The organism is Streptomyces coerulescens, assembly GCF_042657965.1.
In the GTDB taxonomy this organism is placed as follows: domain Bacteria; phylum Actinomycetota; class Actinomycetes; order Streptomycetales; family Streptomycetaceae; genus Streptomyces; species Streptomyces coerulescens.
In genome coordinates this window covers 61,751-81,456 of sequence record NZ_JBHSKM010000005.1, presented here as the reverse complement: position 1 = coordinate 81,456, position 19,706 = coordinate 61,751, and the positions used below count along the sequence as shown (strand labels likewise).

Annotated in this window: 19 protein-coding genes; 12 read left to right on the top strand and 7 right to left on the bottom strand. The window is 69.5% G+C overall.

What is annotated here, in order from left to right:
• The first annotated feature begins 24 nt into the window (after nucleotides 1-24).
• The 4 genes from ACFPQ9_RS10540 (at nucleotide 25) to ACFPQ9_RS10525 (ending at nucleotide 4,060) form a co-directional block, all read left to right on the top strand.
• The gene (locus ACFPQ9_RS10540; RefSeq protein WP_380850278.1) at nucleotides 25-1,485 is read left to right on the top strand and encodes an aldehyde dehydrogenase family protein; all 1,461 of its coding nucleotides are present in this window, start codon (nucleotides 25-27) and stop codon (nucleotides 1,483-1,485) included.
• A gap of 98 nt (nucleotides 1,486-1,583) precedes the next feature.
• Nucleotides 1,584-2,225, top strand: coding sequence for a PadR family transcriptional regulator (locus ACFPQ9_RS10535; protein WP_380850275.1), 642 nt, complete (start codon nucleotides 1,584-1,586; stop codon nucleotides 2,223-2,225).
• Between the two features lie 96 nt (nucleotides 2,226-2,321).
• Complete coding sequence (locus ACFPQ9_RS10530) at nucleotides 2,322-3,302, top strand: ATP-binding cassette domain-containing protein (RefSeq protein WP_380850272.1); 981 nt, start codon at nucleotides 2,322-2,324, stop codon at nucleotides 3,300-3,302.
• Nucleotides 3,299-4,060: an ABC transporter permease gene (locus ACFPQ9_RS10525; protein WP_380850269.1), complete on the top strand. Its 762-nt coding sequence runs from the start codon at nucleotides 3,299-3,301 to the stop codon at nucleotides 4,058-4,060. Before ACFPQ9_RS10530 ends, ACFPQ9_RS10525 begins: the two co-directional genes overlap by 4 nt.
• A gap of 13 nt (nucleotides 4,061-4,073) precedes the next feature.
• Here the strand turns inward: ACFPQ9_RS10525 and ACFPQ9_RS10520 are convergent, their stop codons facing one another.
• The gene (locus ACFPQ9_RS10520; protein WP_380850266.1) at nucleotides 4,074-5,492 is read right to left on the bottom strand and encodes a glutamate decarboxylase; all 1,419 of its coding nucleotides are present in this window, start codon (nucleotides 5,490-5,492) and stop codon (nucleotides 4,074-4,076) included.
• 88 nt (nucleotides 5,493-5,580) lie between these two features.
• Here ACFPQ9_RS10520 and ACFPQ9_RS10515 point away from each other — a divergent pair, with 88 nt between their 5' ends.
• Nucleotides 5,581-6,342: a MerR family transcriptional regulator gene (locus tag ACFPQ9_RS10515; RefSeq protein ID WP_380850263.1), complete on the top strand. Its 762-nt coding sequence runs from the start codon at nucleotides 5,581-5,583 to the stop codon at nucleotides 6,340-6,342.
• Nucleotides 6,343-6,385: 43 nt separating this feature from the next.
• On the opposite strand, the gene ACFPQ9_RS10510 is transcribed toward ACFPQ9_RS10515, so the two are convergent.
• A complete protein-coding gene (locus ACFPQ9_RS10510) occupies nucleotides 6,386-6,751 on the bottom strand; it encodes a YbjQ family protein (RefSeq protein WP_380850260.1) in 366 nt (121 codons plus the stop codon).
• Nucleotides 6,752-6,890: 139 nt separating this feature from the next.
• On the opposite strand from ACFPQ9_RS10510, the gene ACFPQ9_RS10505 reads away from it, so the two are divergent.
• Nucleotides 6,891-7,808 carry a DedA family protein gene (locus ACFPQ9_RS10505; RefSeq protein ID WP_380850257.1) on the top strand — a complete coding sequence of 306 codons (918 nt, stop codon included), beginning with the start codon at nucleotides 6,891-6,893 and terminating at the stop codon, nucleotides 7,806-7,808.
• 28 nt (nucleotides 7,809-7,836) lie between these two features.
• Here ACFPQ9_RS10505 and ACFPQ9_RS10500 read toward each other — a convergent pair whose 3' ends face one another.
• Nucleotides 7,837-9,462 carry a threonine/serine exporter family protein gene (locus tag ACFPQ9_RS10500; protein WP_380850254.1) on the bottom strand — a complete coding sequence of 542 codons (1,626 nt, stop codon included), beginning with the start codon at nucleotides 9,460-9,462 and terminating at the stop codon, nucleotides 7,837-7,839.
• 119 nt (nucleotides 9,463-9,581) lie between these two features.
• Nucleotides 9,582-10,073, bottom strand: a complete 492-nt coding sequence (locus tag ACFPQ9_RS10495) for an inorganic diphosphatase (protein ID WP_380851006.1) — start codon at nucleotides 10,071-10,073, stop codon at nucleotides 9,582-9,584.
• 124 nt (nucleotides 10,074-10,197) lie between these two features.
• Between ACFPQ9_RS10495 and dacB the strand changes: the two genes are divergently transcribed.
• The 6 genes from dacB to folE all read left to right on the top strand — a co-directional run bounded on the left by dacB (nucleotide 10,198) and on the right by folE (nucleotide 17,971).
• Entirely contained in the window at nucleotides 10,198-11,784 is a 1,587-nt protein-coding gene (gene dacB, locus ACFPQ9_RS10490) for a D-alanyl-D-alanine carboxypeptidase/D-alanyl-D-alanine endopeptidase (RefSeq protein ID WP_380850251.1), read from the top strand.
• A gap of 71 nt (nucleotides 11,785-11,855) precedes the next feature.
• The gene (locus ACFPQ9_RS10485) at nucleotides 11,856-12,995 is read left to right on the top strand and encodes a zinc-dependent metalloprotease (protein WP_380850248.1); all 1,140 of its coding nucleotides are present in this window, start codon (nucleotides 11,856-11,858) and stop codon (nucleotides 12,993-12,995) included.
• A 212-nt stretch (nucleotides 12,996-13,207) separates the two neighbouring features.
• Nucleotides 13,208-14,371, top strand: coding sequence for a tRNA lysidine(34) synthetase TilS (gene tilS, locus ACFPQ9_RS10480; protein WP_380850245.1), 1,164 nt, complete (start codon nucleotides 13,208-13,210; stop codon nucleotides 14,369-14,371).
• A 71-nt stretch (nucleotides 14,372-14,442) separates the two neighbouring features.
• Complete coding sequence (hpt, locus tag ACFPQ9_RS10475) at nucleotides 14,443-15,003, top strand: hypoxanthine phosphoribosyltransferase (RefSeq protein ID WP_380851003.1); 561 nt, start codon at nucleotides 14,443-14,445, stop codon at nucleotides 15,001-15,003.
• Nucleotides 15,004-15,186: 183 nt separating this feature from the next.
• Nucleotides 15,187-17,226, top strand: coding sequence for an ATP-dependent zinc metalloprotease FtsH (gene ftsH, locus ACFPQ9_RS10470; RefSeq protein WP_380851000.1), 2,040 nt, complete (start codon nucleotides 15,187-15,189; stop codon nucleotides 17,224-17,226).
• A 139-nt stretch (nucleotides 17,227-17,365) separates the two neighbouring features.
• A complete protein-coding gene (gene folE, locus ACFPQ9_RS10465; RefSeq protein ID WP_380850242.1) occupies nucleotides 17,366-17,971 on the top strand; it encodes a GTP cyclohydrolase I FolE in 606 nt (201 codons plus the stop codon).
• 22 nt (nucleotides 17,972-17,993) lie between these two features.
• Here the strand turns inward: folE and ACFPQ9_RS10460 are convergent, their stop codons facing one another.
• The 3 genes from ACFPQ9_RS10460 to folB are packed head-to-tail and all read right to left on the bottom strand — an operon-like array spanning nucleotide 17,994 to nucleotide 19,507.
• Nucleotides 17,994-18,482: a DUF3180 domain-containing protein gene (locus tag ACFPQ9_RS10460; protein ID WP_380850239.1), complete on the bottom strand. Its 489-nt coding sequence runs from the start codon at nucleotides 18,480-18,482 to the stop codon at nucleotides 17,994-17,996.
• Between the two features lie 57 nt (nucleotides 18,483-18,539).
• Nucleotides 18,540-19,151 carry a 2-amino-4-hydroxy-6-hydroxymethyldihydropteridine diphosphokinase gene (gene folK, locus ACFPQ9_RS10455; RefSeq protein ID WP_380850236.1) on the bottom strand — a complete coding sequence of 204 codons (612 nt, stop codon included), beginning with the start codon at nucleotides 19,149-19,151 and terminating at the stop codon, nucleotides 18,540-18,542.
• A complete protein-coding gene (folB, locus tag ACFPQ9_RS10450; RefSeq protein ID WP_107904545.1) occupies nucleotides 19,148-19,507 on the bottom strand; it encodes a dihydroneopterin aldolase in 360 nt (119 codons plus the stop codon). Before folB ends, folK begins: the two co-directional genes overlap by 4 nt.
• Nucleotides 19,508-19,706: the final 199 nt, after the last annotated feature.

Below are 19,706 nucleotides of genomic sequence, written 5' to 3'. Positions count from 1 at the left end.
GTCTGCTAGGGATTGAGGGATCACATGTCGTCCTACTTCACCGACCTGGCTCAGCAGTACATCGACGGTGAGTGGCGCCCGGGCACCGGCTCCTGGGACATCATCGACTTCAACCCCTACGACGGCGAGAAGCTCGCGTCGATCACCATAGCCACGGTCGACGAGGTCGACGACGCCTACAAGGCCGCCGCCCGCGCCCAGAAGCAGTGGGCCGCGACCAACCCCTATGCCCGCCGTGCCGTCTTCGAGAAGGCGCTGCGCCTGATAGAGGACCGTGAGCAGGAGATCGCCGAGGCGATCATCGCCGAGCTCGGCGGCACCCGGTTGAAGGCGGCGTTCGAACTCCACCTGGCCAAGGAGTTCCTGCGCGAGGCGGTCCATCTGGCGCTGCGCCCCGAGGGCAAGATCGTTCCCTCTCCGGTGGACGGCAAGGAGAACCGCGTCTACCGCGTGCCGGTAGGCGTCGTGGGTGTGATCAGCCCCTTCAACTTCCCCTTCCTCCTCTCCCTGAAGTCGGTCGCCCCGGCGCTCGCGCTCGGCAACGGCGTGGTGCTGAAGCCGCACCAGAACACCCCGATCTGCGGTGGTTCCCTGGTCGCGAAGATCTTCGAGGACGCGGGCCTTCCGGCCGGTCTGCTGAACGTCGTCATCACGGACATCGCCGAGATCGGCGACGCCTTCATCGAGCACCCCGTCCCGAAGGTCATCTCCTTCACCGGCTCCGACAAGGTCGGCCGCCACGTCGCCACCGTCTGCGCCTCGCACTTCAAGCGCTCGGTCCTCGAACTCGGCGGCAACAGCGCGCTCGTGGTCCTCGACGACGCCGACGTCGACTACGCCGTCGACGCGGCGGTCTTCAGCCGGTACGTCCACCAGGGCCAGGTCTGCATGGCCGCGAACCGCGTCCTCGTGGACCGCTCGATCGCGGACGAGTTCACCGAGAAGTTCGTCGCCAAGGTGAAGTCGCTCAAGGCCGGCGACCCGCGCGACCCCGAGACCGTCATCGGCCCGGTCATCAACTCCTCCCAGGCGGACGCCATTTCGGGCGCCGTGGAGCAGGCGATCGCCGAGGGTGCTACGGCTCTGGTGCACGGCACGACGCGCGACAACCTGGTCGAGCCGTCGGTCCTGACCGGCCTCCCGGCCGACTCGCCCCTGCTGCGGCAGGAGGTCTTCGGCCCGGTCGCCTTCCTCCTCACCTTCGACGGCGAGGAGGAGGCCGTACGCCTCGTCAACGACACCCCGTACGGTCTGAGCGGCGCGGTCCACACCGGCGACATCGAGCGCGGTGTGGCCTTCGCCAAGCAGATCGACACGGGCATGTTCCATGTGAACGACGGCACCGTCCACGACGAGCCGATCGTGCCCTTCGGCGGCGAGAAGCACTCCGGCCTCGGCCGGCTGAACGGCGAGACGATGCTGGACGCGTTCACCACGACCAAGTGGATCTCGGTGCAGCACGGGCGCAGCGGGTTCCCGTTCTGACCGGATCGCTCCCCGCCCCCGCCGGGGCTGATCTCGGCCCCGGCCCGGCGCGCCGGGCGGCGCGGGCATGACCTGGACCGTATGTCAACCTGGACCGCATGTCAGCGATCCGTCTTCTCGTGCTCGGCGCGGTGCGCCAGCACGGGCGTGCCCACGGCTACCAGGTGCGCAACGACCTGGAGTACTGGGGCGCGCACGAGTGGTCCAACGCCAAGCCCGGCTCGATCTACCACGCCCTGAAGCAGATGGCGAAGCAGGGCTTGCTGCTCGCCCATGAGGTCGCGCCGTCCACGGCCGGCGGGCCGCCGCGCACCGAGTACGAGATCACCGACAAGGGCGTCGAGGAGTACCTCGGCCTGGTTCGCGAGGCGCTGACCTCCTACGACCAGAAGATGGACGTCAAGTCGGCGGCCATCGGCTTCATGGTCGACCTGCCGCGCGGCGAGACGGTCGCCCTGCTCAAGGAGCGCATCCGGCGCATCGAGGAGTGGCGCTCCGCCGTCACCGAGCACTACGTGCCGGAGGACGGGCCGGGTCAGCTCGGTCACATCGGCGAGATCATGAATCTCTGGATCCACACCGCCGACGCCGAGGCCGAGTGGACGCAAGGGCTCATCGGCCGGATCGAGGGCGGCGCGTACACGTTCGCCGGGGAGGGCGACCCCTTCGTCGGCGTCCTCGCCGATGACGAGGACAATCCGTACGCGACGGGGGAGCGGCACCCCGAGGACGATCACTGATCAAGCCGAGGACGACCGCTAATCAAGTTTGACTAACCGAACGCGGGGTATTAGCTTCGGGCTGGTAGTCAAGTTTGACTAGCGAGGGAGTTCTCAGTGGCCGACACGGCGATCATCGTCGAAGGGGCACGCAAGAAGTACGGCGGCAAGAACGGCAAGTACGCACTGGACGGGCTCGACCTCACGGTCGCGCGCGGCACGGTGCACGCAGTGCTCGGGCCGAACGGCGCGGGCAAGACGACCCTGGTCCGCATCCTGTCCACCTTGCTGCGGCCGGACAGCGGCCGCGTCGAGGTGGCCGGGCACGACGTGGTCCGCCAGGCGTACGAGGTGCGCCTGCGCATCGGCCTCCTCGGCCAGCATGCGGCCCTGGACGAGGAACTGGACGGCCGGCAGAACCTGGAGATGTTCGGTCGCCTGCACCACCTCGGCGCCCGCCACGCACGCGTGCGCGCCGGTGAACTCCTGGAGCGCTTCGGCCTGGCCGACACCGGCCGCAAGCCGGTCAAGCAGTACAGCGGCGGCATGCGGCGCCGCCTCGACCTGGCCGCCTCGCTCATCGGCAACCGGCACGGCACCGACCCGCAGGTGCTCTTCCTGGACGAACCCACCACCGGACTCGACCCGCGCGGCCGCGCCGAGGTCTGGTCCGCCGTCCGCTCCCTGGTCGGCGGCGGTACCACGGTCCTGCTCACGACCCAGTACCTGGAGGAGGCCGACCAGCTCGCCGACCGCATCTCGGTCGTCGACGCCGGCCGGGTCACCGCCGACGGCACGGCGGACCAGCTCAAGGCGCTCACCGACGGCGACCGCATCGACGTCGTCCTGCGCGACGCAGGCCAACTGGGCGCCGCCGTGGCCCTGTTGCCCGTACCGAAGGACGCCGTCTCCGTCGACGCGGACCGCCGGCTGCTCAGCGCCCGCGTCACCGACCGGATGGCGGCGCTCTCCGGCGTCGTACGGGCCCTGGAGGCGGCCGGGATCGAGGCCGAGGACGTGGCTCTGCGGCGCCCGACGCTGGACGAGGTGTTCCTGCACCTGACCGGGGACGACAACCGAGTGAAGGAGCCCGCATGAGCACGTACGCCTACGCCCTGGCCGACTCCTGGACCATGACCCGCCGCGAACTGGCGCACTGGGCGCGCCAGCCCGTGCAGGTCGTCGTCAACCTGGTCTTTCCCGTGATGCTGCTGCTGATGTTCGGCTATCTCATCGGCGGCGGACGCGGCGTCGAGGGCTCCTACATCGACTACCTGCTGCCCGGCATGCTCGCGCTCACCATGGCCTTCGGCCTGGAGGGCACGATGATCGCGGTCACCCAGGACCTCAACAAGGGCGTGATCGACCGCTTCCGGTCCATGCCGATGACCAACGGGGCGGTCCTGGTGGGCCGTTCGGTCGCCGACATGCTCCAGTCGGCGCTGGCCCTGCTCGCCCTCATGGGGGTCGGGTTCGCGCTCGGCTGGCGCGTGGACGGCGGCCCGGTGGCTTTCCTGGGCGCCCTGGGACTGCTGCTGCTGTTCCGCTTCGCCATGCTGTGGATCGGCATCCACCTGGCCCTGGTGGCGGGCAAGCCGGAAATGGTGCAGGCCGTGCAGATCCTGGTCTGGCCCATCGGCTTCCTGTCCAACGCCCTCGCCCTGCCCGACTCCATGCCCGGCTGGCTGGGCACGGTCGTCGAGTGGAACCCGATGTCCCACACCGCCACCGCCGTACGCGACCTGTTCCGCGGCACCGGCACCGAACACCTCGGGCCGGCGATCGTCTGGCCCCTGCTGCTCCTGGCGGTGTTCTTCCCGCTGGCGGTGTGGCGGTTCGGCCGCCTGAGCCGCTGACTCCGCCCCGGCCCTAGTGGTGGAAGCCGGTGGCCGCGCCCTTGTCCCGGGTGACGGGGTGCGGCTGCCGGCGCAGCTCCGGCAGGGACCGGCTCAGGTCCTCCACGAACAGCTCGGCCAGATCGGTGGAGAAGCCGTTGCGGCAGACCACCCGCAGCACCGACAGGTCCTCGCGGTTCGGCGGGAACGTGTACGCCGGAACCAGCCAGCCGGCCTCACGCATCCGCCGCGAGACGTCGAAGACGTCGTACGCCTTGACGTCCGGCGCCGTCGTGAAGGCGAACACGGGCAGTTCGTCGCCCCTGGTCAGCAGCCGGAAGTCGCCGAGCTTCTCCACCGCCTCGGCGACCTGCCCGGCCACCTCCCGCGCGGCCTGCTGCACGGCCCGGTACCCCTCCCGCCCCAACCTCAGGAACGAGTAGTACTGAGCCACGACCTGTGCACCCGGCCGCGAGAAGTTCAGCGCGAAGGTCGGCATGTCGCCGCCCAGATAGTTCACGCGGAACACCAGTTCCTCGGGCAGCGCCTTCTTGTCCCGCCACAGGGCCCAGCCGACGCCCGGGTAGACCAGGCCGTACTTGTGGCCCGAGGTGTTGATCGAGGAGACCCTCGGCTGCCGGAAGTCCCACCGCAGGTCCTCGTCGAGGAACGGCGCCACCATCGCCCCGGACGCACCGTCGACATGCACCGGGACATCGAGCCCGGTGCGTTCCTGGAGGGCGTCGAGCGCGGCGCACAGGTCCGCGATCGGCTCGTAGGAACCGTCGAAGGTCGAGCCCAGGATCCCGACGACGCCGATGGTGTTCTCGTCGCACAGCTCGGCCGCCGCCTGCGGATCGAGATGGAACCGCTCGCCCTCCATCGGCACCAGACGGGGCTCCACCTCCCAGAAGTTGCAGAACTTGTCCCAGCAGACCTGGACGTTGACCCCCATCACCAGGTTGGGGCGGGCCGCGGGGTAACGGTCGGTGTTGCGTGCCATCCAGCGGCGCTTCAGCGCCATCCCGGCGAGCATGCACGCCTCGCTGGAGCCGGTCGTGGAGCAGCCCACCGCAGCCGACGGGTCGGGCGCGTTCCACAGATCGGCGAGCATCGCCACACAGCGCCGCTCCAGCTCGGCGGTGCGCGGGTACTCGTCCTTGTCGATCATGTTCTTGTCGCGGCACTCGCCCATGAGAACGCCCGCCTGCGGCTCCATCCACGTGGTGACGAAGGTGGCGAGATTGAGCCGTGAGTTGCCGTCCAGCATCAGTTCGTCGTGCACCAGCTGATACGCCGACGACGGCGACATGGGGGCGTCGGGCAGCCGATGCGTGGGCGGGGCCTCGGTCATTCCGCCCACCGGGTTCGCCTCGCCGTAGAAGGGGTTCACGGAGAGCCTGCGCGGGCCGCCGCCGTCCGGTGCTTCGCTGTTCCCACGGTGCAGTGGCATGTAATCGACGGTAGATCCGAGTCGCCCGGCTTGCACCTCACGCCGCGTGAGGCCCCAGTGTGGAGCGCGAACCGAGAAGGGAGCGGAAGTGAGCTACTCCGTGGGACAGGTCGCGGGCTTCGCCGGCGTGACGGTGCGCACCCTGCACCACTACGACGACATCGGCCTGCTCGTACCCGGCGAGCGCAGCCACGCGGGCCACCGGCGCTACAACGAGGCCGACCTCGACCGGCTGCAGCAGATCCTGTTCTACCGCGAGCTCGGCTTCCCGCTCGAAGAGGTCGCCGCCCTGCTCGACGACCCGGACGCGGACCCGCGCGAACACCTGCGCCGGCAGCACGAGCTGCTGACCGCCCGGATCGAGAAGCTGCGCAAGATGGCGGAGGCCGTGGAGCACGCCATGGAGGCACGCAAGATGGGAATCAATCTGACGCCGGAAGAGCGCTTCGAGGTCTTCGGCGACAACGACCCGGAGCAGTACGCCGAGGAGACGGAACGGCGTTGGGGCAACACGGAGGCCTACGCCGAGTCACAGCGCCGTGCCGCGACCTACACCAAGGAGGACTGGCAGCGGATGCAAGCGGAGGCGGCCGACTGGAGCGAGCGCTACATCGCCCTGCTCGCCGCCGGTGAACCGGCCACCGGTGAAGGCGCCATGGACCTCGCCGAGGAACACCGGCAGCACATCGGCAGCTGGTACTACGAGTGCGGCTACGAGATGCACCAGTGCCTCGCCGAGATGTACGTCGCGGACGAACGCTTCACGGCGTTCTACGACAGCATGCGTCCGGGCTTCGCCGAGCATCTGCGGGCCGCGATCGTCGCCAACGCGGCCCGGCACTCCTCCTGACGTCCTGGCCCGGGCTCCTACTCCTGGGCCAGGACCACCGAGGTCACTCCCGGGCCAGGACCACCGCGGTCCCGTAGGCGCACACCTCGGTGCCCACGTCGGCCGCCTCGGTCACGTCGAACCGGAACGCCAGCACGCCGTTCGCGCCACGCGCGCGTGCCTGCTCGACCAACCGGTCCATGGCCTGGTTCCGGGTCTCCACGAGAGTCTTGGTGAGCCCCTTGATCTCACCGCCGACCAGCGACTTCAGCCCGGCGCCGATCTGGCTGCCGACGTGGCGGGAGCGCACGGTCAGTCCGAAGACCTCACCGATGACCTCCGTGACCCGGTGGCCGGGAATGTCGTTCGTGGTCACCACCAGAACGTCGGGATGCGGTCCCTGCCCGCCGCCGTACTCTTCGATGCCCATGGCTCACAGCTTTGTCCCAGCGGGGGCACAGTGCATCCTGAACGGGTCCAAGGAACCTGGGCGACCGGCGCAGCGTTGATATTTTTGACCCGCCAGTCACAGCCCGCCCGTCCCTTCCCCCCGCAGGAGCCACAATCCCGTGACCACGCTTGCGCTCGGCCCCGAGTGGCTCAGCCCGGACTATCTGATCGAGACCTTCAGCCTCCCCGGCATCCTGCTGATCGTCTTCGCCGAGTCCGGACTCTTCGCGTTCCTGCCCGGGGACTCCCTGCTGTTCACAGCGGGCCTGTTCGTGGCCGAGGGGAACTACATCAGCCAGCCGCTGTGGCTGGTCTGCACGCTGATCGTCCTGGCGGCCGTCATCGGCGACCAGGTCGGCTACATGATCGGCAAGTTCTTCGGCCCGAAGCTGTTCAGCCGGCCCAACTCCAAGCTCTTCAAACAGGAGAACCTGGAGAAGGCGCACGAGTTCATGGAGAAGTACGGCCCCAAGGCGATCGTGCTGGCCCGCTTCGTGCCGATCGTGCGCACCTTCGCCCCCATCGTCGCGGGCGCCGGCCGTATGAAGTACGCCACGTTCCTCACGTACAACATCATCGGCGGCATCGCCTGGGGCACCGGCGTCACCCTCGCGGGCTACTGGCTCGGCCAGATCGAGTTCATCAAGACGAACGTCGAAGCGATCCTCGTGCTGATCGTCCTCGTCTCCGTGGTCCCGATCATCATCGAGGTCCTGCGCGAGCGCGCCAAGAAGAAGCGCGCCGCGGCCGAGGCCCCTGCCGCCGCACAGCCCCAGCAGCACCAGCAGATGGACGACGCGACCACCCAGCTGCGCCGCATCCCGTCCGACGACCGGCCCCAGCAGCCGTACGGCAACCAGGACCAGCAGCACTACGGCAACCAGGGCGGCGGGCAGTACGGCTACGACGAGCAGTACTACGGCAACCAGCCCCAGCAGCCGTACGCCCAGCAGTACCCCCAGGGTTACGGCCAGCAGCAGCCCTACGGCGGACAGCAGAACCAGAACCAGCAGTACCCGCCGAACCAGGGCTACTGAAGCACCCCACGACCGGGCTGCCAGGCGCTCAGAACCCTCGGGTGCGCTTGGCGGCCCGCCGTTTCTCCGGCGACCCGATCCGCAGGAACAGCCGGGAGATCTCGGACCCCAGGTTCACCCCGATCGCGATGGCCATGGCCAGGGAAGCCGCCGTGGCCAGCGACACCAGCCCCGCGTCCACCTCGTTCTGCGCGATCGACAGCAGCCCGAAGTAGGTGGCGGAACCCGGCAGCAGCGGCCCGATCGCCGCCGTCGTGTAAGGCAACGCCGACGCGAACCGGTACCGGGCCATCAGCTGCCCGAACAGGCCCACCAGCCCCGCCGCGACGGCCGTGGAGGCGACCGGCGAGAACTCGCCGGTGTAGTGCATGGCGCCGTACACGACCCAGGCGACACCGCCGTTGAGGGTCACCGCGATCACGGTGGATCGTTCCTGCTGGAGCAGTACCGCGAACGTCAGCGACAGCAGCATCGACGCCGCGATCTGCCAGTACGGCCGTGGGGAGATGCTCAGCGCCGCGTCCGGGTTGAGCTTGGCGCCGAGATTGACCCCGAAGTACAGGATCACCAGCACCCCGACCACGATGCCGACGAAGAAGTACAGCACCTCCAGCAGCCGCGCGGAGGCGGTGATGTAGAAGCCGGTCAGCCCGTCCTGCACACCCGCGACCAGGGCCCGCCCGGGCAGCAGCGCGAACAGCCCACCTGTGATGACCGCGGACGCCTTCACATCGACGTGCGCCAGCGTCAGCGCGACCCCTATCGCGGCCGGCGGCATCGCGGCCACCGTGAACTGGTAGAACTCCGGCAGCCCGCGCCCCGCGCACAGCCACGCGAGCCGGTCGCCGAGCATCGCGCCGAACATGGCCGCGATGAACACGATCAGATCACCACCGACCAGCACGGACGCCGCGCCCGCGAGCAGTCCGCTCGCCGCGGTCAGCACCCAGGTCGGGTACGGGTGACGGTTCCGGCGGATCTCCGCGAGCCGCCCGTAGGCCTCCTCCAGGGAGATATGGCTCTCCGGGTCGCTCAGCTCGTCGACGAGGTGGTACACGGCGGCCAGCCGTGTGTAGTCGGTGCCGCGCCGCCGCACCGTACGCGACGCCGACACCGGATCGTCCACCAGTGAGGGCTGGTACGAGATCGACAGCAGCGTGAAGGTGACGTTCGGCTCGCAGCGGTCCAGGCCGTAGGACCGGCACACCGCGAACATCGCGGCCTCCACGTCCTCCGCGCCCTCACCGCCCGCCAGCAGCAGTTCGCCGATACGCAGGGTCAGGTCCAGCACGCGCGGAACGGCCGGACCCTCCTCCTCCACCCTCGGCATCCGCTCCGGCGCGGGCCGCTCGGCCACCGGCATGCGCAGCATCGTGCGCATCCGGTCCTGCCAGGGCAGATCCTTCGTCAGGCTTATCCGCGGGATGCCGGTCGCGGGCGTGAACGCCGGCGCGGCGTCCTCGACGCCGTACACGCCCGGCGTACTGAACGCCGAGCCCTCCGGTTCCGGCGGCTGGGGTGCGTCCAGCCCCGTGGGGAGAGCGAATTCGGAGGTGGTCTCCGACTCGCTTTCCCCCACCTCGATACCGGCCGGCGGCGTGAAGGCCATCCTCGCCTCGTCCGACTGCGGCTTGCGGTCCTCCGCTTCCGTCACCTGCGCAGCACTCCTCGTACGACACCCTCCTGCCGCACTCAGTATGCGCACAGACACACGAACGGGCTGCACGCGCACGCGTACAGCCCGTTCACATGGCTAAAAGCCAAGGATGTGCCTCAGTGGCCGCCCTGGTCCTTGAAGCGCTTGTAGGACCGCTCGATCTCGGCCTCGGCGTCGCTGCGGCCCACCCAGTCGGCGCCCTCGACGGACTTGCCGGGCTCCAGGTCCTTGTACACCTCGAAGAAGTGCTGGATCTCCAGGCGGTCGAACTCGGAGACGTGGTGGATGTCGCGCAGGTGCTCCTGACGCGGGTCCGTCGCCGGGACGCACAGCAGCTTGTCGTCGCCGCCGGCCTCGTCCGTCATCCGGAACATGCCGATCGCGCGGCACTTGATCAGGCAGCCCGGGAAGGTCGGCTCGTCCAGGATGACCAGCGCGTCCAGCGGGTCGCCGTCCTCGCCGAGGGTGTTCTCGACGAAGCCGTAGTCGGTCGGGTAGGCGGTCGAAGTGAAGAGTCGACGGTCCAGGCGGATCCGACCGGTCTCGTGGTCCACCTCGTACTTGTTCCGCGAACCCTTCGGAATCTCGATCGTGACGTCGAACTCCACCGGTGGCTCCTCCATGATCAACACATAGTTCTGGTGGTTAAGTGTCCCTCACGCAGGTGTGTGATCGCGAAAGGGGCTGGTGGTCGTGCCGGAGATGAGGCCTTGGCGAGCCGCGAAACCGCATATGACGCGGGTCGCGGGCGCCGTACGACCCCGTCTGGCACGAGCCGCGGAAGCCGTACGGCCACGTCTCGCGCGCGCCGCGACGGCCACGAAACCGCGGGTCGCACGGCTCGCCCGAGCCGTTTCCCCACAGACCGCGCGGACACACAAGCTGAAGACCTGGCAGTACACCGCGGGCGCCGCCACCGCCGGACTGGCGCTGGCCGCCGGAGTGGTGACCGTCGCCGGCCCCTGGGACTCCACCGGTCAGCGTACGGCCGAGCGGGACCGGGCGGTCGCCCAGGAACGTACGGGTGGCACAGATCACGGTCGTCATACCGATACGTCCGACTCCTCCCGCACAGCGGCCGAAGGACCCCGCCCGGCCCCCAGCGCGGCCTCCGTCCTGACCGGCGTCGGCGGCGGCGTCGGAACCGCCGGGTCGGCCCCGAACGGCAAGGCCGTCGCCGGACTCGTCGGCCCGCTCCTGAACGACCCGGCACTCGGCAGCAGATCCGTGGCGATCATCGACGTCGCCAGCGGTGAACGCCTCTACGACGACGACTCCGGCAAGGCCCTCACCCCCGCCTCCACCACGAAGATCGCCACGGCCGTCGCCGCCCTCTCCGCGCTCGGCCCCGACCACCGCCTCACCACCCGCACCGCACTCGAGACCGACACCGGAGAACTGGTGCTCGTCGGCGGCGGCGACCCCACCCTCACGGCCCGCAAGGACGCCGAGGGCTGGGCGAGCCTGCGCGAACTGGCGGACCGCACCGCCCAGGCACTGAAGAAGCGGGACCTGCGCCAGGTCACCCTTTCGTACGACAAGACGCTCTACGCCGGCCCCGAACTGCACCCCATCGGGGAGAACGAGAACCTCGCCCCCATCAGCGCGCTGATGGTCGACGAGGCCCGCACCGACGACTCCACCAGCGGCCCGGTCGAGCGGGTGGAGGACCCGGCGAAGGACGCGGCCGACCGGTTCGCGGCCCTCCTCGCCGATCACGGCATCAAGACGACCGCGCCCGGACCCTCGAAGGCGACCGACCGGGCCGAGCCGCTCGCCGAGGTCTCCTCACCGCCCCTGTCCTCCGTGGTCGAGCGCATGCTCACCAACAGCGACAACGACATCGCCGAGGCCCTCGCCCGCCACACCGCCGTGGCGAGCGGCGCACGCGCCGACCTCGACGGCGCCGGCAAGGCCATCGAAGCCCGGCTGAAGAAGCTCGGGCTCCCCGTCGCGGGCGCCGACTTCAAGGACGGCAGCGGCCTCGACCGCGCCGACAGACTGACCGCCGACCTGCTGACGGCCCTGCTGGCCAAGGCCGCCGACCCGGCCCACCCCGAACTCCGCCCCGTCCTCACCGGCCTGCCCGTGGCCGGCTTCACCGGCACCCTCAGCAGCCGCTACACGGACGGCGCTGCCGGCGTCGTCCGCGCGAAGACGGGCACCCTGCACGGCGTGAACTCCCTGGCCGGCACGGTCGTCGACCAGGACGGCCGGCTGCTCGCCTTCGCGTTCCTGTCGACGGGCGACGACACGGGCGCGGCCCGGTCGGCACTGGACAGAACGGCGACCGCCCTGGCGTCCTGCGGCTGCAGCTGACCCCACCCGCACCCGGTGCCACCGAACTCCATGGCCTGCCCCAAGCGGGACCGCTCACGTACGGTTGACACATGACGAGCATCGGTGGTGCCGAGATGGTCGACTGGAATCTCGCGGTGGCGACCGCGACCCGGTTCGTGAGGCCGGGCCCGGAGGTGAGCCGCGACGACGCCCGCGCCGTCGTCGCCGAGCTGCGCCGACATGCCAAGGCCTCGGAGGAACACGTCCGGGGCTTCACTCGTATGGGCACGGACGACATCCACGACACCCCGGTCCTCGTCGTCGACCGCCCCGGCTGGATCCGGGCCAACGTCGCCGGCTTCCGGGAGATCCTCAAGCCCCTGCTCGACAAGATGCAGGAACGACGCACCACCAGCCCCGGCGGAGCCGTCCTCGGCGCGGTCGGCGGCAAGGTCACCGGCGTCGAACTCGGCATGCTGCTGTCCTTCCTCGCCTCCCGCGTACTCGGCCAGTACGAGACCTTCGCCCCCGCCACCCGCGACCTCCCCGCGGGCGGCCCCCCCGGTTCACCGAGTGGCGGCGGCCGCCTCCTTCTCGTCGCCCCCAACATCGTGCACGTCGAGCGTGAACTCGACGTACAGCCCCACGACTTCCGCCTGTGGGTGTGCCTGCACGAGGAGACCCACCGCACCCAGTTCAGCGCGGTGCCCTGGCTGCGGGACCACCTGGAGGGCGAAATCCAGTCGTTCTTGGAAGAGACCGACGTCGACCCCATGACCGTCCTGGAACGCATCCGCGAGGCCGCCCAGTCCCTCTCCGGCAGCCGGCCCGACGCCGAGGAGGACGACGGCGGACGTTCGTTCGTCGAACTGGTGCAGACGCCCGCCCAGCGGGAGATCCTCGGCCGCCTCACCGCCGTCATGTCCCTCCTCGAAGGCCACGCCGACTTCGTGATGGACGGCGTCGGCCCCGCCGTCGTCCCCTCCGTCGCCGAGATCCGCGAAAAATTCCAGCAGCGCCGCGCCAAGGGCGCCTCCCGACTGGACATGGCCCTGCGCAAACTGCTCGGCCTGGACGCCAAACTCCGGCAGTACCGCGACGGCGAACGCTTCGTGCGGGCCGTCGTCGAACAGGTCGGCATGGACGGCTTCAACCGCGTGTGGACGTCCCCGAACACCCTCCCCACCAAGACGGAGATCGCCAAACCGGCGGACTGGATCGCGCGGGTGCACCGCAAGGCGGAGTCGTGAAACGCGCGCCGAGTCGTGCATCTCATACGAAGGTCGTGAACCGAATCCGGCCGACGGCAGGCGAACGCCCCTCCAATCACCCGTCCGAGGGACCGTGAGCCATGGGTAGGCGTGCAATGCTCGGGGCACGGCCCGGTTCTGTCACCATCTACACACTCTGAGTGACCGAACCTCGGGCTCACCCCCCGACAACTTCATGAAGGGAACCGGACATGGGTCCCCATCCTGCGGTCGCGGCGATACGCCTGGCGGTCCGCCGCGTCCTCCACGACATCCTCACCGAACACAGCCGCATCTACGACGTACCCGCGCCGAGCAGCCCGCGCACGGCCATCAAGACGCCGCCCGCGCCGTCCCCCGGCAGCCGGCGCGCCGCCCACGGCACCGCGCTCGAAACGTCGTACGAGCTCCCCGGCCAGAGCCCGCAGGAGCCCCCGCGCGCTGCCCCGCACGAGCGGCCCCCCTCCCCGCTCGTGCTCGTGGCATGCTCCGGCGGCGCCGACTCCATGGCCCTCGCCTCCGCCCTCGCGTTCGAAGCCCCCAAACTCGGCATCCGCGCCGGCGGCATCACCGTCGACCACGGCCTCCAGCCCGGCTCCGACCTACGCGCCGAAGAAGTCGTCCTGCGGCTGCGCCAACTCGGCCTCGACCCGGTCGAGTCCCTCGCCGTGACCGTCGGCCGCACCGGCGGACCCGAGGCCGCGGCCCGCGACGCCCGCTACGCCGCCCTCGACGACGCGGTCGTACGCCACGGCGCCTTCGCCGTCCTGCTCGGCCACACCCGCGACGACCAGGCCGAGACCGTCCTGCTCGGCCTCGCCCGCGGCTCCGGCATCCGCTCCCTGTCCGGAATGGCCGCGGTCTCGGGGGCCGGCGGCCGCTACCGCCGCCCCTTCCTCGGACTCGACCGGCAGACCGCCCGCAAGGCCTGCATGGTCCAGGCCCTGCCGGTCTGGGACGACCCCCACAACTCCGACCCCGCCTACACGAGGTCACGCCTGCGCCAAGAAGGCCTGCCCGCCCTGGAGAAGGCACTCGGCAAGGGCGTCGTCGAAGCCCTCGCCCGCACCGCCCAGCTCTCCCGCGACGACGCCGACGCCCTCGACGCCTGGGCCAGCCAGGCCGAGGCCGCCGTACGCGACGCCACCGGCCTCCTGGAATGCGCCAAGCTCTACGCGCTGCCGCCCGCCGTACGCCGCCGGATCCTGCGCCGCGCCGCCATCGACGCCGGGGCACCCGCCGGTTCGCTGTTCGCCCGTCACATCGAGGAAGTCGACCGTCTGATCACCGGCTGGCGCGGCCAGGGAGCCATCAATCTCCCCGGCAAAGTCGTCGCCCAGCGCCAGGGTGGCAGACTGGTGATTCGGCAAGGCTGATTCCCGACCCCTCCACAGCAGACGAAGGAGGGGCCGGTGAGCCGAGAATGCGGGACGACCGACCGAAAGTGATGCGGGTGGACGCGAAAGACATGGGTGCCGACCTCCAGCAGGTACTCATCACCAAAGAAGAGATCGACGCCAAGCTGGCAGAGCTGGCAGCGAAGATCGACGCGGAATACGAGGGCAAGGACCTGCTCATCGTCGGTGTCCTCAAGGGCGCGGTGATGGTCATGGCCGACCTCGCCCGGGCCCTGTCCACCCCCGTCACCATGGACTGGATGGCGGTGTCGTCCTACGGCGCCGGCACCCAGTCCTCCGGTGTCGTGCGGATCCTCAAGGACCTCGACACCGACATCAAGGGCCGCCACGTCCTGATCGTCGAGGACATCATCGACTCCGGCCTGACCCTGTCCTGGCTGATCAACAACCTCGGCTCGCGTGAGCCCGAGACCCTGAAGATCTGCACCCTGCTGCGCAAGCCGGACGCCGCCAAGGTCGCCATCGACGTCGAGTGGGTCGGCTTCGACATCCCCAACGAGTTCGTCGTCGGCTACGGCCTCGACTACGCCGAGAAGTACCGCAACCTCCCGTTCGTCGGTACGCTCGCGCCCCACGTCTACGGCGGCTGAGCCGACAGGGCCGTCTTTGTAGGACGATCGGGAACCCCAGCGGGTTTCGCGCCGTTGGAGCATGCAGACGGGCTTGGCAGCCGTCCCGTGCAGCTACGGGCGTCGAAGCTGGGGTACCGTCAGAAGAACTGTCTTATCAAACTCACTATGGCAGGAGGGACGGGGCGGCACCGCTCCGTATGGATGGACGTGAAGCGATACTTCCGTGGGCCGGTCATGTGGATCGTGCTGGCCGTCCTTGCCGTGGTCGTGTTGATGCAGGTCGTCGGCTCGTCCGGCGGCTACAAGACGGTGGACACCGGCCAGGTCGTCCAGGCGATCAATGACAACAAGGTCGAGTCGGCCAAGCTGACCACAGGTGACGAGAACACCATCAAGGTCCAGCTCAAGGACGGCGAAAAGGTCGAGGGCGCCACCAAGATCCAGGCGAGCTACATCGGCGACCAAGGCGTGACCATCGCCAGCACGCTGCAGAACAAGTACCAGGACAAGCAGATCCCGGACGGCTACACCGTCTCGCCGTCCAAGCAGAACCCGTTCGTCGGGATCCTGCTCTCCCTGCTCCCCTTCGTCCTCATCGTCGTCGTCTTCCTGTTCCTGATGAATCAGATGCAGGGCGGCGGCTCCCGAGTCATGAACTTCGGCAAGTCCAAGGCCAAGCTCATCACCAAGGACACCCCGAAGACGACGTTCTCCGACGTCGCCGGCTCGGACGAGGCCGTCGAGGAACTCCAGGAGATCAAGGAGTTCCTCCAGGAGCCCGCCAAGTTCCAGGCCGTCGGCGCAAAGATCCCCAAGGGCGTCCTGCTCTACGGGCCTCCCGGCACCGGTAAGACGCTCCTCGCGCGCGCCGTCGCCGGCGAAGCGGGCGTCCCCTTCTACTCGATCTCCGGTTCCGACTTCGTCGAGATGTTCGTCGGTGTCGGTGCCTCCCGAGTCCGTGACCTGTTCGAGCAGGCCAAGGCGAACGCCCCGGCGATCGTCTTCGTCGACGAGATCGACGCGGTCGGCCGCCACCGCGGCGCCGGCCTCGGCGGCGGTCACGACGAGCGCGAGCAGACCCTGAACCAGCTCCTCGTCGAGATGGACGGCTTCGACGTGAAGGGCGGCGTCATCCTGATCGCCGCCACGAACCGCCCCGACATCCTCGACCCGGCACTGCTCCGTCCCGGCCGCTTCGACCGCCAGATCGCGGTCGACCGCCCGGACATGCAGGGCCGTCTGGAGATCCTCAAGGTCCACCAGAAGGGCAAGCCGGTCGCCCCGGATGTCGACCTGTCGGCGGTCGCCCGCCGCACCCCGGGCTTCACCGGCGCGGACCTGAGCAACGTCCTCAACGAGGCCGCGCTGCTCACCGCCCGCTCGGACAAGAAGCTCGTCGACAACCAGATGCTCGACGAGGCCATCGACCGCGTCGTGGCGGGCCCGCAGAAGCGGACCCGGATCATGTCGGACAAGGAAAAGAAGATCACCGCGTACCACGAGGGCGGACACGCCCTGGTCGCGGCGGCCTCCCCGAACTCCGACCCGGTCCACAAGATCACGATCCTGTCCAGAGGCCGTGCCCTGGGCTACACGATGGTCCTGCCGGACGAGGACAAGTACTCCACGACCCGCAACGAAATGCTGGACCAGCTGGCCTACATGCTGGGCGGCCGCGCGGCCGAGGAGCTCGTCTTCCACGACCCGACCACCGGCGCCGCGAACGACATCGAGAAGGCCACGACCACCGCACGCGCGATGGTCACGCAGTACGGCATGACCGAGCGTCTCGGCGCGATCAAGTTCGGCGGCGACAACACCGAGCCCTTCCTCGGACGTGAGATGGCTCACCAGCGCGACTACTCGGAAGAGGTCGCCGCGCTGGTGGACGAGGAAGTCAAGAAGCTCATCGAGAACGCGCACAACGAGGCCTGGGAAATCCTGGTCGAGAACCGCGACGTCCTCGACAACCTCGTCCTGCAGCTGCTGGAGAAGGAGACGCTGGGCAAGGAGGAGATCGCCGAGATCTTCGCCCCCATCGTCAAGCGCCCGCCGCGGCCTGCCTGGACCGGGTCCTCCCGCCGCACGCCGTCCACCCGTCCGCCGGTGCTCTCCCCCAAGGAGCTCGCCCTGACGAACGGCGCCAACGGCGCGACCCCGGCGATCAGCACCGCCAAGTCCACGGTCACGGAGCCCGCCCCGGCCACGGAGCCGGCTCCCGAGGAGCGTCCCGAGAGCTGACGCCCCGCCCGGTGAGCGCACCGGGCCCGGAATGGATGCCGCGCCCCCCTGGTTCTAGCCTGGGGGGCGCGGCATTTCGTATGCCCGCAGTTCAGACGCGTGACCCACACGCGCCACCCGCGAAGGAACGAGGCACCACATGACCGACCCCGTGACGCTGGACGGCGAGGGCCGCATCGGCGAGTTCGACGAGAAGCGCGCCGAGAACGCCGTACGCGAACTGCTGATCGCGGTCGGCGAGGACCCGGACCGCGAGGGACTCCGGGAGACGCCGGGGCGGGTGGCGCGGGCGTACAAGGAGATCTTCGGGGGCCTGTGGCAGAAGCCCGAAGATGTGCTGACGACGACGTTCGACATCGGGCACGACGAAATGGTGCTCGTGAAGGACATTGAGGTGTACAGCACATGTGAGCATCATCTGGTGCCGTTCCGCGGTGTTGCTCACGTCGGTTACATCCCGGCCACGTCCGGCAAGATCACGGGGCTGTCCAAGCTGGCACGGCTGGTGGATGTCTATGCCCGTCGGCCGCAGGTGCAGGAACGTCTCACTACGCAGATCGCGGACTCGCTGATGGAGATCCTGGAGCCGCGCGGAGTGATCGTCGTCGTGGAGTGCGAGCACATGTGCATGTCGATGCGTGGCATCCGCAAGCCGGGCGCGAAGACCATAACGTCAGCCGTGCGCGGTCAGCTGCGGGACGCTGCTACCCGCAACGAGGCGATGAGCCTCATCATGGCCCGCTGACCCGTCGCACGCCGATCGGGGGCTACGTCGTCGGCGTGGCCCCCGCGCCGTTGTGTTCGTCGTCCTCGGGGAGTTTGCAGACTCGTTCCAGGAAGACTGCCGCCGCTATGACGCCGAGGCCGGCCAGGACGGAGAAGCCGGCGTAGATGGCCTGGTCGCGGCGGGCGGGGATGTCGAGGTACTCCAGGAGGAAGACGCCCGTGCCGCCGTACATGCCGGCGACCAGGGCGGCCACCAGGGCGCTGGCCTGGCCGAAGACGACCGCGCGGGCTGCCATCAGCGGGTCGACGCCCTTGGCCTCGGGGTGGCGCTCGCGCTGGGCCTTGAGGCGGGCGCGGATCGAGATCGCCGTGGACAGGAGCACCACGGCGATCAGGGCGAGGACGATGGGGGCGGCCAGGGGGACGCTGGGCAGGGTCCCGACGGCGTTCCACAGGCGGGCACCCGCCCAGGACAGGACTCCGGCGATGATGAACACGCCGGCCAGCAGCCTGATGCGCAGCTCTCTCACGGTGTTCCTTCAGCTCCCCCGGGTGCCCGCGGATTGTGGTCGTCTTGACCTTAACGACTATTCGGGCAGCTGGAGTTCCAGGTCCGCGCGCGGCGCCACGCCGTCCAGGGTGATCGTGCCGAGGAGTTCGGCGACGGTGCCGCGGCCGGGCAACTGCGCCTCGGGTTCCAGGTCGTGCCAGGGGGCGAGGACGAAGGCCCGTTCGTGGGCGCGCGGGTGGGGGAGTGTGAGGTGCGGGTCGTCGGAGACGACGTCGGCGTAGGCCACGATGTCGACGTCGAGGGTGCGTGCGCCCCAGCGCTCGTCGCGGACCCGGTGGAAGGCCTCCTCGACCGCGTGCGCGCGCTCCAGGAGGGAGGACGGGGGGAGCGTGGTCTTGAGGACCACGATCGCGTTGAAGTAGGAGGGCTGGCTGCCGGGGTCCACGCCCCAGGGCTCGGTCTCGTAGACGGGGGAGACGCCCTTGATGCGCACGCCCGGGGTGTCCTCGAGCGCGTCGATGGCGCCCTGGAGGGTCTCCAGGCGGTTGCCGAGGTTGGAGCCGAGGGAGATCACGGCTCGTTTGGGGTTGCTGAGGGTGGTGTCGGCGGCGTCGACCTGCTCGACGACGGAGGCGGGTACCGGCTGTACGGTCGGGTCGCTGGGGCCCTTGATGAAGGGTGCAGTCATACTCGGCTCCGGGTGATGGTGACGGTCACGTCGTCGAAGGGGACCGTGATCGGCGCGTCCGGTTTGTGGACGGTGACCTCGACCTCGTGGACCCCTTCGTGCTTCAGACAGGCCTGGGCGATGCGTTCGGCGAGCGTCTCGATGAGGTTGACCGGGTCGCCCTCGACGACGGCGACGACCTCCTCCGCCACGATGCCGTAGTGCACGGTCTTCGCCAGGTCGTCGTCGGCGGCGGCGGGCCGGGTGTCGAGCCCCAGGACGAGGTCCACGACGAAGATCTGGCCCTGCGCGCGTTCCTCGGGGAACACGCCGTGGTACCCGCGGGCCTTCAGGCCGCGCAGCGCGACACGATCCACGCGAATCACTCCTGCAATCGTCGGTGACGGCCGGTCGATGCCGTGTGCGGGCGGCACACCGGCCTCGAACGAATCTACCTGCGGGCACTGACAGGGCCGGGCCACGGGGGCGTGGGCCCGGTCCGGGGCCGGCAGGATTCACCGTGTGTTTCCCCTGGGGAATCCGGCGGCTCACGGGTTGGTAGCCGCCCCTACCCGC